The 13,729-nt window shown below is 69.9% G+C and carries 12 protein-coding genes and 1 pseudogene; 4 read left to right on the top strand and 9 right to left on the bottom strand.

Going from position 1 to position 13,729, the window contains the following annotated elements; translation table 11 throughout:
• Positions 1-449 precede the first annotated feature (449 nt).
• From ACIA1L_RS10265 to clpS, 5 genes and pseudogenes are all read right to left on the bottom strand, one after another.
• Positions 450-1,415: a PLP-dependent cysteine synthase family protein gene (locus tag ACIA1L_RS10265; protein ID WP_396072306.1), complete on the bottom strand. Its 966-nt coding sequence runs from the start codon at positions 1,413-1,415 to the stop codon at positions 450-452.
• A 5-nt stretch (positions 1,416-1,420) separates the two neighbouring features.
• Positions 1,421-1,735 (bottom strand): MoaD/ThiS family protein, encoded by a 315-nt coding sequence (locus tag ACIA1L_RS10260; protein WP_396072304.1) that lies wholly within the window; start codon positions 1,733-1,735, stop codon positions 1,421-1,423.
• 54 nt (positions 1,736-1,789) lie between these two features.
• Positions 1,790-2,292: pseudogene (locus ACIA1L_RS10255) on the bottom strand (Mov34/MPN/PAD-1 family protein).
• A 46-nt stretch (positions 2,293-2,338) separates the two neighbouring features.
• Positions 2,339-2,845, bottom strand: coding sequence for a DUF2017 domain-containing protein (locus ACIA1L_RS10250; RefSeq protein ID WP_396072302.1), 507 nt, complete (start codon positions 2,843-2,845; stop codon positions 2,339-2,341).
• A gap of 48 nt (positions 2,846-2,893) precedes the next feature.
• Positions 2,894-3,184 carry an ATP-dependent Clp protease adapter ClpS gene (clpS, locus tag ACIA1L_RS10245; RefSeq protein ID WP_396072301.1) on the bottom strand — a complete coding sequence of 97 codons (291 nt, stop codon included), beginning with the start codon at positions 3,182-3,184 and terminating at the stop codon, positions 2,894-2,896.
• A gap of 276 nt (positions 3,185-3,460) precedes the next feature.
• On the opposite strand from clpS, the gene ACIA1L_RS10240 reads away from it, so the two are divergent.
• The 3 genes from ACIA1L_RS10240 to ACIA1L_RS10230 all read left to right on the top strand — a co-directional run bounded on the left by ACIA1L_RS10240 (position 3,461) and on the right by ACIA1L_RS10230 (position 8,033).
• Entirely contained in the window at positions 3,461-6,064 is a 2,604-nt protein-coding gene (locus tag ACIA1L_RS10240; protein ID WP_396072300.1) for a LuxR C-terminal-related transcriptional regulator, read from the top strand.
• Between the two features lie 10 nt (positions 6,065-6,074).
• Positions 6,075-7,361: a nicotinate phosphoribosyltransferase gene (locus ACIA1L_RS10235; protein WP_396072298.1), complete on the top strand. Its 1,287-nt coding sequence runs from the start codon at positions 6,075-6,077 to the stop codon at positions 7,359-7,361.
• 87 nt (positions 7,362-7,448) lie between these two features.
• Positions 7,449-8,033, top strand: a complete 585-nt coding sequence (locus ACIA1L_RS10230) for an isochorismatase family protein (protein WP_396072296.1) — start codon at positions 7,449-7,451, stop codon at positions 8,031-8,033.
• A 69-nt stretch (positions 8,034-8,102) separates the two neighbouring features.
• Here ACIA1L_RS10230 and ACIA1L_RS10225 read toward each other — a convergent pair whose 3' ends face one another.
• The 3 genes from ACIA1L_RS10225 to ACIA1L_RS10215 all read right to left on the bottom strand — a co-directional run bounded on the left by ACIA1L_RS10225 (position 8,103) and on the right by ACIA1L_RS10215 (position 12,474).
• The gene (locus ACIA1L_RS10225) at positions 8,103-9,344 is read right to left on the bottom strand and encodes an MFS transporter (protein WP_396072295.1); all 1,242 of its coding nucleotides are present in this window, start codon (positions 9,342-9,344) and stop codon (positions 8,103-8,105) included.
• 145 nt (positions 9,345-9,489) lie between these two features.
• Positions 9,490-11,241: a cytochrome c oxidase subunit I gene (gene ctaD / locus ACIA1L_RS10220; protein WP_396072294.1), complete on the bottom strand. Its 1,752-nt coding sequence runs from the start codon at positions 11,239-11,241 to the stop codon at positions 9,490-9,492.
• A 123-nt stretch (positions 11,242-11,364) separates the two neighbouring features.
• Complete coding sequence (locus ACIA1L_RS10215) at positions 11,365-12,474, bottom strand: FAD-dependent monooxygenase (RefSeq protein WP_396072293.1); 1,110 nt, start codon at positions 12,472-12,474, stop codon at positions 11,365-11,367.
• Positions 12,475-12,615: 141 nt separating this feature from the next.
• On the opposite strand from ACIA1L_RS10215, the gene ACIA1L_RS10210 reads away from it, so the two are divergent.
• The gene (locus tag ACIA1L_RS10210) at positions 12,616-13,011 is read left to right on the top strand and encodes a VOC family protein (RefSeq protein ID WP_396072292.1); all 396 of its coding nucleotides are present in this window, start codon (positions 12,616-12,618) and stop codon (positions 13,009-13,011) included.
• Here the strand turns inward: ACIA1L_RS10210 and ACIA1L_RS10205 are convergent.
• Positions 13,001-13,666 (bottom strand): helix-turn-helix domain-containing protein, encoded by a 666-nt coding sequence (locus ACIA1L_RS10205; protein ID WP_396072290.1) that lies wholly within the window; start codon positions 13,664-13,666, stop codon positions 13,001-13,003. The two genes, ACIA1L_RS10210 and ACIA1L_RS10205, sit on opposite strands and share 11 nt — an antisense overlap.
• Positions 13,667-13,729: the final 63 nt, after the last annotated feature.

Below are 13,729 nucleotides of genomic sequence, written 5' to 3'. Positions count from 1 at the left end.
GCGCGAAGAGCACCGCCCTCGCGCGAAGAGCACCGCCCTCGCGCGAAGAGCACCGCCCTCGCGCGAAGAGCACCGCCCTCGCGCGAAGAGCACCGCCCTCGCGCGAAGAGCACCGGGGCGGCGGAGACGCGGCGCCCTCGCAAAGCACGCAAGCCGAACGAATCACCGCCCCCGGCAAACCACCGCCCGGGCGAACCGCCGCTCCCAACGAGCCAACGCCTGGGCGAACCGCCGCTCCCAACAGCCAACGCCCGGAAGGGGCTCAGGCCCCGAAAAGGCTCAGGCCCCGAACAGGCTCAGGCCCCGAACAGGCTCAGGCCCGGAAGGGGCTCAGGCCCCGAACAGGCTCAGGCCCCGAACAGGCTCAGGCCCGGAAGGGGCTCAGGCCCCGAACAGGCTCAGGCCCGGAAGGGGCTCAGGCTCGGAAGGGGCTCAGGCCCGGAAGGGGCTCAGGCCCAGAGCTGGCCTTCGAGTGCCTCTTCGGCATCGGACAGGGTGCCACCGTATGCGCCGGTGGAGAGGTATTTCCAGCCACCATCAGCGACCACGAAGGCGACGTCGGCCCGGCGCCCCTCCTTGACCGCCTCGTGGGCCACCGCGAGCGCCGCGTGCAGAATGGCCCCGCTGGAGAAGCCGGCGAAAATGCCCTCGACCTCGACGAGCTGCCGGGTGCGGAGGACCGCGTCTCGGGTGCCCACGGAGAAGCGGCGGTTGAGCACGGTGGCGTCGTAGAGCTCGGGGACGTAACCCTCGTCGATGTTGCGCAGGCCGTAGACGAGTTCGCCGTAGCGGGGTTCGGCCGCGACGATCTGGATGCCGTCGACCTTTTCGCGCAGGTAGCGGCCGGTGCCCATGAGTGTGCCTGTGGTGCCGAGACCCGCCACGAAGTGAGTGATCGTGGGCAGGTCGTGCAGCAGTTCCGGGCCGGTCGTCTCGTAGTGCGCGCGGGCGTTGGCGCTGTTGCCGTACTGGAAGAGCATCACCCAGTCGGGGTGCTCCGCGGCGACCTGTTTCGCGACGGCGACGGCTTGGTTGGAGCCGCCCGCGGCCGGCGAGAAGATGATCTCCGCGCCGTACATGCGGAGCAGTTGGACCCGTTCGGCGGAGACGTTTTCGGGCATGACGCAGACCAGGCGGTAGCCGCGGGTTTTGGCGACCATCGCCAGGGAGATGCCGGTGTTGCCGCTGGTGGGCTCGAGGATGGTGTCGCCGGGGCGGAGGCGGCCGGATTCCTCCGCCTCGCGCACCATGAACAGCGCCGGCCGGTCTTTGATGCTGCCGGTCGGGTTGCGGTCCTCGAGTTTCGCCCAGAGCCGCACCGGCGGCGCCCCTTCGGGCACCGTCGGTGACAGTCGGGGCAGGCCGACGAGCGGCGTGCCCCCGCAGGCGTCCAGCAGGCTCTCATAGCGAGCCATGGCGGTTAGCGCCCGAGCAGGGCGGCGGCCGCCGCGAAGCCGAGCGCGCCACCGGCCACAGCGGGCAGGATGGTAACGGAATCGCCGTCGCTGACCTCGGCGTCGAGCGCGCCGAGGAACCGGACGTCCTCGTCGTTGACGTAGATGTTGACGAACCGGTGCAGACCACCCTCAGGGGTGATGAGCCGGCCCTTGATGCCGGAGTGCTTGGCGTCCAGGTCGTCGATCAGGCGGGACAGGGTGGTCCCGGAACCCTCGACGATCTTCGAGCCGCCGGTGTAACTGCGCAGGATGGTCGGTACGCGAACTTCAATAGCCATGGCTGTGCCGCTCCTAGAAGAGAAAGACGTTCGGGGAAGGTCGGGAGTCGTCGCTCAGCGACACTCGTAGTAGACCGACGCAGGGCTCTGCCCGAACATGTACGACTGGACGGCGAGACCGTCCGCACTCTTCCTCACGCGTCCACCGTCGCATCCACGATGTTGACCTCTTCCTCGGTCACCACACCGTCCACGATACGGAACGACCGGATCTCCTCGGAATCCGTATCACGGGTCGAGACGAGGAGGTAGTGGGCATCCGGTTCACCGGCGAACGAGATGTCCGTGCGGGACGGGTAGGCCTCGGTGGCGGTGTGCGAGTGGTAGATGACGACGGGTTCCTCGTCGTTGTCATCCATCTCGCGCCACACCCGCAACTGTTCCATCGAGTCGAACTCGTAGAACGTCATCGAACGCGCCGCGTTGTCCATGGCGATGAGCCGGGTGGGGAGGTCGCGGCCGACCGGTCCGGCGACCACGCCGCAAGCCTCGTCGGGGTGGTCCCGGCGGGCGTGAGCGACGATCGCGTCGATGATCGCGCTGTCGATGGTCAGCACGCCGTTCACATTACCGCGCTCCCGCGAGTGCTGCGGGTGGCGGTGGTCACGCCTGCTCGGTCCCCGGCAGGGCGTTGAGGAGTGATTCCTGGAGGTAGCCCAGGTAGGCGTACACGGAGAGCTGAAAGACCCGGCTGGAAGCCGGATCGTGGATGACGGCCTCGTCCAGCTCGTCGCCGAGGTCGGTGTCGTTCTGGATGTCGAGCCGGGTAGCCATGGCCAGCCGGGCGTCGTTGATCGCCCGCAGCCAAGCCTCGGCTTCCTCGCCGTCCAGCCGCACCTCGCCGGGACCGTCGTCCGGCAGGGCCGCAAGGATCGCACCCGCCTGGTCGATCTTGCCGGTCTTGAGGTCGCCCTCGGTGTAGAGCCGGAATTCGGCCGAGTCGTCCGGCCGGTCGGGATAGATGTCGGGAAAGAGCCGCGTGACGACGGGGTCGGTGTGGTCGAACCCGTCCATCAGCAGGCCGACAACCTCGCCGGCCACCTTGCGCAGCACCCGCACCTCGTCGACGGCGAAGCTGGCCACGCATTGGTTGCCGTTGCGCCGGAACATCAGCCGATCACCCCGCCTAGCCCTCGCACTTGTTGCCGACCCGCAGACTCACGAGCGGTCCACCGTCGCCCACAGACCGTATCCGTGAAGCTGGGAAGCGTCCATCTCCATGCGCTCGCGCGCGCCGGTGGAGACGACGGCCTTGCCCTTGTTGTGGACGTCCATCATGAGCTCCTCGGCCTTTTCGTGGCTGTAGCCGAACAACTTCTGAAACACCCAGGTCACGTACGACATCAGATTGACCGGATCGTCCCAGACGATGGTCACCCACGGCCGGTCATCAGCCGGTACCTCCTCGATGTGCGGCGTCTCGACGGGAGCGACCTGAGGCAACGCCATGCCCCCCATCGTGCCACGCCGTCCGGGGCGAGAGTTCGGCCGGCGAAGGATGTCGCCGCCACGGAGGCAGGAAACAGCGAGGGACGGGCGAGAAAGTGCCCCGGGCCGACCCCGCCAGGCACGGCCCGGGGCACGTCATGCCGGCACCGCCGTACCGTAGACGGCGCGGGCAGCTCGGGACAGATGTCGGATTACTCACCGTTGTCCCACAGATACTTATTCGGAACGTAACCTGTGCCGTGCAGCAAATATCATGAGCCTCGATATGCTGGCCCGGTGGAGCACTGGGAATTCGTCGGCCGCGCCGGCGAGTTGGGGCGCCTCCGCACCGCCGCGACCAGCGACTCTGAGCGCGGCCTGATCCTCAGTGGCGTCGCCGGCATCGGCAAGAGCCGCCTGCTGCGCGAGGCGGTCAGCACCCTCCCGGCGGACCGCTGGGCGGTGTCGTGCGCCTCGGCCACCATCGCCAGTTCGGGTCTGCCGTTCGGCGGCCTCGCCCAGATCCTCCCGCCGGACCCGCCGGCAGGCCTCTCCCCCGCCGGATTGCTCCGCTGGGCCGCCGACGCCCTGCACGCCGCCGCCGGTGACCGACCGATCATCCTTGCGGTGGACGACGCGCACCTGCTCGATCCGCCGTCCGCGGCCCTGGTGCACCTGCTCGTGCGCGAGGGCGCGACGCTGCTCGCCAGCCTGCGGACCTCGGAGCCGGTGCCGCCACCCATCACCGCACTGTGGACCGAAGGCCTGGTCGACCACGCCGAGCTGGCCCCTCTGCACACCGACGAGTCGCAGGAGCTCCTCGCCGCGCTGACCGGCGGCCCGGTCGAGGCCGGCTCCGCGCAACGGCTCAGCCGCCTCGGCGGCGGCAACCCCCTCCTGCTGCGCGAGCTGGTCATGGCCGCGGTGCGGGGCGGCGAGTTGCTGCAGACGTACGGGTTCTGGCGCTGGACCGGCCGGCTGACCCTGGCCCCGAGCCTGTCCGAGCTGGTAGACGCCCGCGTCGGCAGCCTGACCAGCGGGGTCCGCGACGTGTTGGAGCTCGCCTCGTTCGGGGAGCCGATCGGCTTGCCGCTGCTGTTGCGGGCCGCCAAGCCGGCCGACGTGGAAGCCGCCGAGGAGCGCGGGCTGATCCGGGTGACCCGCGACGAGCGCCGCCGCGACGTGAGCCTCTCCCACCCGCTGTACGGCGAAGTAGTGCGCCGCCGCTGCCCGGTCACCCGCGCCCGCCGCCTGCTGGCCACCCTCGCTGACCTGGTGGAATCCGTTGGCGCGCGGCGCCGCGACGACCTGTTGCGAGTGGCCGTGTGGCGGCTCGACTCCGGCACCGCCCAGGACCCGACACTGCTGCTCGACGCGGCCAACCAGGCCTTCGCCCGCTTCGACATCGCCCTCGCCCGCCGCCTGGCCGCCGCCGCCCACGACGCCGCCGATCAAGCCGCGCACGAGGTCGGACATGACGCCGCCGAGCTGCTCGCGACCGCGTTGCTCTTCGCGGACGAGCCGGAAGAGGCTCTTGCCGTGCTGGACGCTTTGCCGGCAGCCAGTGCCCGGCGCGCCACCGCACGGGCGACGATCGAGTTCTTTGGGCTGGGCCGTCCCGAGGCGGTCGACCCGCTCGCCGCTGCCCGACACAGCGACCTCGCCGACCAGGCTCGGGTCCGGGCGGTCGAGGCTTTTCTCCGCTTGCAGTGCGACGATGCTGCCCGGGCCAGGGCGTTAGCGGGCGAAGTTCTCGGCAACTCGGCGGCGGGCGCGCCCGCGCGCGGTTTGGCGATGTGTGTGCTTGCCTTCCTGACCGCGCTGGGCGGTGACCCGAGTCGCGCGCGAGAGCTGCTGACGACCGCAAGCACCGAGACCGTGGACTGCCGGCGGGACATCCCGGCTCTGCAGTACGCGCTGCAAATGTGCGAGGGAACGCTGGTCAGCATCTCGATGGACCTGCCGGGAATCGACCGGATCCTCACCGCCGAGTTCGCGGCGCTGGCCCGTACCGGCGGCTTCGGTTTCGGATCGGGGTGGGTATCGCTGCTGCAGTCCCGGGGCGCGCTGCTGGCGGGGCGCACGGACGAGGCGATCCGCGCGGTGGAGCAGGCGTGTGCGGCGCTGGCGATGACCCGGGTGTACGACGGCTGCGCCCATTTCGCCCGGGCCACCATCGCGGCGCAGCGCGGCGATCTTGCCTTGGCCCAGGCGTCGCTGGAGATCGCCGATGCGGCGGTCGGACATGCCACCGGGCTCTATTACGCCTGGCATCATCAGGCCCGCGCCTGGACGAGTGCCTGCGCGGGGGACGTTGCTGGCGCCGTACGCGTGCTGCTGGCGGTTGCGTCCCGGCTGCGCGCTGCCGGCTTCCATGCGCTGGAGCTGCTGATGCTTTACGACCTGGTCCGGTTGGGGCGGGCCGAGGCGGCGGCCGAGCGGATGGCCGAGCTGGGGGCGTTCGTCGGCGGGCGGGCCGCTCCGCTGCTGGTCCGGCACGCCTGCGCGGGAGCTGATGGCGAGGCGCACGTTGCGGTGGCCCGGGAGTTCGCCGTGCGGGGCTACCTGGTGTTCGCGGCCGAGGCGGCGGCGGGTGCGGTGCAGCTCTTCCGGGCGGCCCGGGACCCGCGGGCGTTGGGCGCGAGCGCGTTGCTGGCCGACCTGCTGGCCCGGTGCGACGCCCTGCGGACGCCGGCGTTGGCGGCGATCCAGCCGACGCTGACCGTGCGGGAGCGGCAGGTGGCGGAGCTGGCCGCGGACGGGGCACGCAGCCGGGAAATCGCCGACCGGCTCTTCCTGTCGCCACGGACGGTGGAGAACCATTTACAGCGGGTCTACACCAAGCTAGGGGTCGGGGGCCGCAACGAGCTAGCCCCCGCACTGCGGCTTCTTCCCCAATAAGGTGGGGGGCGTGACTGCTGCATTCTCCCCCGCGCTGCTGACCGATCAGTACGAGCTGACCATGGTCAGCGCGGCCCTGCGCGACGGCACGGCACACCGGCGCAGTGTCTTCGAGGTGTTCGCTCGCCGGCTGCCGACCGGGCGCCGCTACGGCGTGGCCGCCGGCCAGGGCCGACTCGTCGAGCTGATCCGCGACTTCCGGTTCCGCGAGGCGGACGTGGCCTTCCTGCGGAAGGCGGGCATCGTCGACGAGACCACCGCGACCTGGCTCGCGGATTACCGATTCACCGGCGACATCGACGGGTACGCCGAAGGCGAGCTGTTCTTCCCCGGCTCCCCGATCATCACGGTGTCCGGCGGTTTCGCCGAATGCGTCGTGCTAGAAACACTGATCCTGTCGGTGCTCAACCACGACTGCGCGATCGCCTCGGCGGCGGCTCGGATGGTCACCGCCGCCCGGGGCCGTCCGATCATCGAGATGGGCTCCCGGCGTACCCATGAGGAAGCCGCAGTCGCCGCGGCCCGGGCCGCCTATCTCGCGGGTTTCGCCTCCACGTCGAACCTGGCGGCGGGTGGCCGTTACGGGATCCCCACCACGGGCACGTCCGCGCACGCGTTCACGTTGCTGCACGACGACGAGCCAGCGGCGTTCGCCTCGCAGGTGGCCGCGCTGGGCAAGGACACCACACTGCTGGTGGACACGTACGACATCGCGCAGGGCATCCGCAACGCCATCGCGGTCGCTGGCCCTGACCTGCGTGCGATCCGCATCGACTCGGGTGACCTGTCGGTGCTGGCCCAGCATTCGCGCGAGTTGCTGGACTCGTTGGGGGCCACCGAGACGAAGATCGTCGTTTCGGGGGACATGGACGAGTATGCGATCGCCACCCTCGCCGCCGAGCCGGTCGACATGTACGGCGCCGGCACCGCCGTGGTCACCGGTTCCGGAGCGCCGACCGCTGGCCTGGTCTACAAGCTGGTCGAGGTGGAGGGCCGGGCGGTGGTGAAGCGCTCGGAGAACAAGGCCACAGTCGGCGGACGCAAGACGGCGATCCGCCGCCACAAGCCCACCGGCACGGCCACCGAGGAGATCATCGTTTCCCAGGGCGTGCCCGACCACCAGCCGAACGACCGGCTGCTGCAGCGCTCGCTCGTCGTCAACGGCGAGGTGCTCGAGACCCCCACGCTGGCCGAGTCACGCGACCACCTGCGGCAGTGTCTGATCTCGATCCCGTGGGAAGGTCTCAAGCTGTCCGCCGGCGACCCGGCGGTGCCGGTCACCGTCATCACCGCCTGACCTGCGCGTTGCCTACCTGAACTGCGTTTGCCGCTGGCGCCGTCGCATCAGCGGCGTCGGCACCGTCGCACCCGAGTCGGAGGAACCATGACCCGCGCCTTGATCATCGTTGACGTCCAGAACGACTTCTGTGAGGGCGGCTCCCTGGCCGTCACCGGAGGGGCGGGCGTGGCCGCAGCCATCACCGAGGCGTTGGCCGACCCGCGGCGGGGCTGGGATCACGTGGTGGCGACGAAGGACTTCCACATCGACCCGGGACCGCACTTCAGCGCCACACCTGATTACGTGGACTCGTGGCCGGTCCACTGCGTCGCCGGCACACCCGGCTCGGACTTCCACCCGGCGCTGGTCACGGATCGGGTCGAGGCGATCTTCCACAAGGGCGCTTACGAAGCCGCGTACTCCGGCTTCGAGGGCGCCACGGAAACGGGTGACCGGCTGACCGATTGGCTGCGCGCCCGCGACGTGACCGAGGTCGAGGTGGTGGGAATCGCCACCGACCATTGCGTACGCGCGACTGCGCTGGACGCCAAGGCCGCCGGTTTCGCCACCACCGTGCTGTTGGGCCTGACCGCGGGCGTGGCGCAGGCGACAACGACCGCAGCCCTGACCCAGCTCGACGAAGCCGCCGTGGCGACAACCGGCTCCCCGGTCGTCGCCCCCGCAGCCTGAGCCCCGACCCGCCCGCTCGGCTAGCCAACCGCACCCAGCCCTAGCCCGAGCCGCGGCGCGCGGAGCGGCTCACCGGACCGGCACGGGCTCTTCCGCTGGGGCCTGAGCGTCCGCTCTCTCGCTCTCAGCGGCGGCTCCGTCGTGGGGGCGGCGGCGCAGTTCGGTGGGGAGGACCAGGATCGCCACCAGGAGGCCGACGCCGCCGACCGCGGCGAATCCCCAGGCCGGAGTCTGGGCGTCCATCACTACGCCCGCCAGTGGCGCACCCAGGGCGACGCCGACGGTCAGGGCCGAGTTGTGCCAGCCCATTGCCTCGCCCCGGGCGGCGGCGGGGGTCATCCGGCTCACAGCATCGGCCGTGGCGGTGATGGCCGGCGCGCACAGAGCACCCGCGGGCAGCAGGAGCAGGCCGAGCAACCACCAGTTTCCGCCGGCCAACCCCACCGGGATGGTGAACAGGGCCATCGGGGCGAGGAGGCGCACGGGTGAGAAGCCTTGCTTGAACGTGCCGTAGGCAAGCCCGCCCAGCAGCGAGAACGCCGCCCACATGGCGAGCACTGCACCGGTCCAATGCACCTCGTCGCCGGCCTGGAGCACGGCCACCACCGCCACGTCGGTGCCGCTGAGCACCAGGGTGACGGCGCTGGTGACGGCCAGGACGGCGATGAGGCGAGGTCGCAGCCAGGCGCTGCGGGGCACCCGTTCGCCGGCGGAGATGGGGGCCTCGTCGGTGCCCCGGATGGGCGGGTTGAGCACGAAGAGGCCGACGCCGGCGAGCAGGATGCCGACGGCGACAGCGACCATCGCCGCGCGGGCGCCTGCCGTAGTGGCGATCAGGACACCCAGGGCGGGACCGGTCATGAACGACAGCTCGGTGGTGATGGAGTCGAGCGCGAAGGCGGGCAGCCGGTGTGACTCGGGGGTCAGCGCGGCGATCGACTGGCGGGCCACTGAGAACGCCGGCAGGTTGAGGAATCCGCCGATCAGGGCCGCAACGACCAGCGCCCAGTACGGCATGGCCTGCGACGTGCACCAGAAGAGCACTTCGGCGATGGTGGTGAGCAGCAGGACGGGCCGGAGCCCTTTGCGGTCGGTCAACCGCCCCATGACCGGCGCACCGAGTGAACTGCCGATGGTGAGTGCGGCACCGGCCAGACCGGCTTGAAAGTAGCCGAGGTGCAGGTCCTGGGTGACGTGCAGGGTCAGCACGACCGCGCCGGCCGTGATGGGGATCCGAGCCAGGGTCGCCACGATCAGCAACGATGGGATGCCGCGCAGAGCCAGCGTCTCCCGGTAAGGCGTGAGTGTCATTTTCGGTCCTAACCTCCGCCCGACAGTCTCCGCCAGGGGTACGACATTCCCCACCGGTTTTGACCGAGCTCACTGCAAGACCGGGACAACAGAAAGCCCGCCCCGGTCGCTGCCGGGGCGGGCTTTTTCCGTCAGTGCGGGAGACCTACTTGCGGTCGCTCAGGTCTTCCTGGTAGGTCGCGCCGCCGTCGGATTCGCTCGTCAGCGGGCGAGCGCCGCCTTCCGGCGGGCCGGCGATGGACTGGTCACCGGCGGCGAGCTCGGGGTACTTCGCGTCGAACGCCGGGCGCTCCGAGCGGATGCGGGGCATGCGGTCGAAGTTGCGCAGCGGCGGCGGGCAGGAGGTCGCCCACTCGAGCGAGTTGCCGGCGCCCCACGGGTCGTCGACGGTCACCAGCTGGCCGACCTTGTACGACTTCCACACGTTGTAGATGAACGGCAGGGTCGAGGCGCCGAGCACGAACGCACCCACCGTGGAGATCATGTTGAGCGTGGTGAAGCCGTCCGCTTCCTGGTAGTCGGCGTAGCGGCGGGGGAAGCCCTCGGCGCCGAGCCAGTGCTGCACCAGGAAGGTGGCGTGGAAGCCGAGGAAGGTCAGCCAGAAGTGGACCTTGCCCATGCGGTCGTCGAGCATCCGGCCGAACATCTTGGGGAACCAGAAGTAGATGCCGGAGAACACCGCGAACACGATCGTGCCGAAGAGCACGTAGTGGAAGTGCGCGATGACGAAGTACGAGTCGGAGACGTGGAAGTCGATCGGCGGGGCCGCGAGGAGCACGCCGGAGAGGCCACCGAAGAGGAACGTGACCAGGAAGCCGATCGCAAAGAGCATCGGTGTCTCGAAGCTGATCTGGCCGCGCCACATGGTGCCGATCCACACGAAGAACTTCATGCCGGTCGGGACCGCGATGAGGAAGCTCAGGAAGCTGAAGAACGGCAGCAGCACCTGGCCGGTGACGAACATGTGGTGCGCCCACACGCTCATGGACAGCGCGGCGATCAGCAGGGTCGCGCCGACCAGGCCCTTGTAGCCGAACACCGGCTTGCGGCTGAACACCGGGATGACTTCGGTGATGATGCCGAAGAACGGCAGCGCGATGATGTAGACCTCGGGGTGGCCGAAGAACCAGAAGAGGTGCTGCCACAGCATGGCGCCACCGGTGTCGACGTCGAAGACGTGCGCGCCGAGCACCCGGTCGGCGGCCAGCGCGAACAGCGCGGCGGCCAGGAACGGGAAGACCATGATCACCAGGAGGCTGGTGACCAGGATGTTCCACGTCATGATCGGCATGCGGAACATCGTCATGCCCGGGGCGCGCAGCGTGATGATCGTCGTGATGATGTTGACGCCACCGAGGATGGTGCCCAGACCCGACAGCGCCAGGCCGACGACCCACATGTTGCCGCCGACGCCCGGCGAGTGCAGCGAGTTGCTCAGCGGCGTGTACGCGAACCAGCCGAAGTCGGCGGCACCACCGGGGGTGAGGAACCCGCTGATGGTGATCGTGCCGCCGAAGAGGTACAGCCAGTAGGCGAACGCGTTGAGCCGCGGGAACGACACGTCGGGCGCGCCGATCTGGATCGGCACGACGAAGTTCGCGAAGGCGAACACGATCGGCGTCGCGAAGAACAGCAGCATGATCGTGCCGTGCATCGTGAACATCTGGTTGTACTGCTCGGGCGACAGGACCTGCATGCCCGGGCGGGCCAGCTCGGTGCGCATCAGCAGCGCCATGAACCCGCCCAGGATGTAGAACACGAAGGCGGTGATCATGTACATGATCCCGATCTGCTTCGCGTCCGTGGTCCGCAGGATCCGCGCGAGGGCCGAGCCCTTGACCTGCTGCCTGACCGGCCAAGGCCTAGTCACGATCGGCTTAGGCGCAACGGTCGTCACGGAAGTCCTCCGGTGTCTCGTTTCGTCCCACTCGTACGCCTGAGATCAACGGCGTACTCCGCAGGCAGAATAGTCCCCCGCCGACCCCCGGCGGGCGCGGGGTGACCAAAGACCACCCAGGTCTCAGAATGGCTCCACGAGGGGCCGGTAGTGATCGGTGAAGATCCGCTGGCCCCGCCTGCGCAGCATAGGGTCGCGCTCGGCCGGGTCGACGTCCCGGGTCCGGTCCCGCTCGTGGGTCTGTTCGCGGACCCGGCCACAGCGGTCCCGCCTGCGCTGTTCATAGGCGTGCAGACCTGCGCGAACGTCACCGCCGGCCGCCTTGAGCACCTCGCCGAGCACGACGGCGTCCTCAAGGGCCATCGCTGCGCCCTGGGCCAGGCTCGGCGCGGTGGCATGCGCGGCGTCGCCGACCAGCAACACCGGACCCGTGGACCAGGCGTCGATCGTCACCTCGTCGGTCCGGGCAACCTGCACCTTCTCGATCGCGTCCAGAATGGCCGGGACGCAGCCGCCGAAGCTGCCGAACAGCTCGCGCAGCCGGGCGCGGGGGTCTGTGGGGTTGGGCACGTCGGGGCCGGCGGTCTCGTCGGCGTAGCAGTACAGCCGGCGGCCGCCCATCGGCATGGCGACGAACTGGGCACGGTCGCCCAGCAGTGCCGTCCAGTCGCTGAGCGAGGGGCCACCGCTGACCACGCTGCGGTAGACGATCTGACCGGTCGGGACGGCGGCGCCGCCCAGCCCGGCCTTTTCCCGGATGGTGGAGCGCCGGCCGTCCGCGCCGACGACCAGGTCGTACTCCGCGACGCTGCCGTCACCGAACTCGACCTTGGCAGCGCCGTCGATGATCGCCAGGTCACGGACGGCGGTGTCGTAGCGCACCACGCCGCCGACCCCGGTGAGCAGCACCTGTTGCAGGTCTGCCCGGGACAGGGCGCGGGACTCACCCACGCCGGCCCACAGCGCGGCGACGTCCAGCTCGAACAGCTCGCGACCGGCCGCGTCCTGGAACACCTGTCGGAAGATCAGGTCACCGAGTGGGCGCAGTGGCGCGTCGAGGCCCAGCTGGCGCAGCGCGCGCGACGCGCTACCGGGCAGATAGATGCCGGCGCCGGGGCTCATGGTCGCGGGCAGTTCTTCGACCACGTCGGGCCGGAAGCCCGCGATCCGCAGTCCCCTGGCGACGGCGAGACCGCTGATTCCAGCGCCTGCAACCAGGATGCGCAAGGTCATCGCTGCAACGCCTCCGAGGGGTGTTCGATACGCGTCGGAGCCAAGACACTACCCGGCGCCACCGAGGCTCGAAACCCGCGATCAAGGACCCGTCCGAATTGTTCAAGACGGACACTCTCCTGTGCTCGTAGCGTGTGGCGCATGACACCTACCTTCGCTGCGGTCGGCCTCGCGGTGGCCGACATGGGCAAGTCGCTCGCGTTCTATCGTCGCCTCGGTCTCGACATTCCGCCCGGCGCCGAGGACGCGCCGCACGTGGAAGCCACCCTGCCTGGTGGCGTCAAGATCCTCTGGGATACCCACGAGACGATCCGCTCCTTTGACCCGAACTTCACCCCACCCACCGGCGAGGGGCGCATCAGCTTCGCCTTCGCCTGCGCCGGACCGGCCGACGTGGACCGGGTGTACGCCGACCTGATCGAGGCGGGTCACGAGTCCCATCTGGCCCCCTGGGACGCGGTCTGGGAACAGCGTTACGCGTGCGTCCTCGACCCGGACGGCAACGGTGTCGACCTCTTCGCACCACTTAGCTCATGAGCTCGGTCAGGGTCGTCCCGGCCAGCGCCCGGACGTCTCGCGCGAGGTGGGCCTGGTCGGCGTAACCCGTCGTCACCGCCACCTCGGCGAACGGGCGGCCACGCCGGGCCAAGCCGATCGCCCGCTCCAGGCGCAGAATCCGGGCCAGCGTCTTGGGGCCGTACCCGAAAACGGGCTGGCATCGGCGATGCAGTTGTCGCTCGCTGAGGCCACACGCAGCGGCGATCGCGCTGACGGGTCGCCCCGCCCGCGCGCCCACGGTGACCGCCACCATCGTGGGATCCGGCGTTCGCCACCGGCGGCGGGCAAAGCTTTCCAGCGCGGCCAGCGGATTCTCCGCCTCGGCCAACGGGCGGACCTGGGTGGGCGCCAACACATCGGACAGCGGCACGCGGCGGTCGGTGAGCTCGTCGGCGGGGACGCCCAGCACGGCCGCTCCGGTGCCCACGGCGAACTGCAGGCCGGCATGTCGGCTGCCCGACGGCGACGTCGTGAGCTGGGCAGACGTGTCCGGACCGGCGATGAACACCGCGCCCTGCGACCAGATCACGTCCAGGCAGCCGTCCGGCAAGATCCGCTTGGCGGTGCCGCCCGGAGGGGTGACGCTGGTCCAGGCGACGACATGCGGCAGGGCCGAGGACCGTTCGGCATACATGGGTCAACCCTGGCACGAGGGTCTGACAATCAGCCGGCTCGAAATGACAGTGGTGTAAGTCCG

This window comes from Actinoplanes sp. NPDC051859, assembly GCF_044452725.1.
Lineage (GTDB): Bacteria > Actinomycetota > Actinomycetes > Mycobacteriales > Micromonosporaceae > Actinoplanes.
Note: the sequence above shows the minus strand (reverse complement) of the source record. Positions and strands in the feature narration are given on the sequence as shown.

Bases quoted from the DNA above. Each gene is read 5' to 3' on its own strand.
- ACIA1L_RS10225 (WP_396072295.1), bottom strand. From the start codon at position 9,344: ATGACACTCACGCCTTACCGGGAGACGCTGGCTCTGCGCGGCATCCCA.
- ACIA1L_RS10210 (WP_396072292.1), top strand. From the start codon at position 12,616: ATGACACCTACCTTCGCTGCGGTCGGCCTCGCGGTGGCCGACATGGGC.
- ACIA1L_RS10205 (WP_396072290.1), bottom strand. From the start codon at position 13,666: ATGTATGCCGAACGGTCCTCGGCCCTGCCGCATGTCGTCGCCTGGACC.
- ACIA1L_RS10260 (WP_396072304.1), bottom strand. From the start codon at position 1,735: ATGGCTATTGAAGTTCGCGTACCGACCATCCTGCGCAGTTACACCGGC.
- ACIA1L_RS10265 (WP_396072306.1), bottom strand. From the start codon at position 1,415: ATGGCTCGCTATGAGAGCCTGCTGGACGCCTGCGGGGGCACGCCGCTC.
- ACIA1L_RS10215 (WP_396072293.1), bottom strand. From the start codon at position 12,474: ATGACCTTGCGCATCCTGGTTGCAGGCGCTGGAATCAGCGGTCTCGCC.
- ACIA1L_RS10250 (WP_396072302.1), bottom strand. From the start codon at position 2,845: ATGTTCCGGCGCAACGGCAACCAATGCGTGGCCAGCTTCGCCGTCGAC.
- ACIA1L_RS10230 (WP_396072296.1), top strand. From the start codon at position 7,449: ATGACCCGCGCCTTGATCATCGTTGACGTCCAGAACGACTTCTGTGAG.
- clpS (WP_396072301.1), bottom strand. From the start codon at position 3,184: ATGGCGTTGCCTCAGGTCGCTCCCGTCGAGACGCCGCACATCGAGGAG.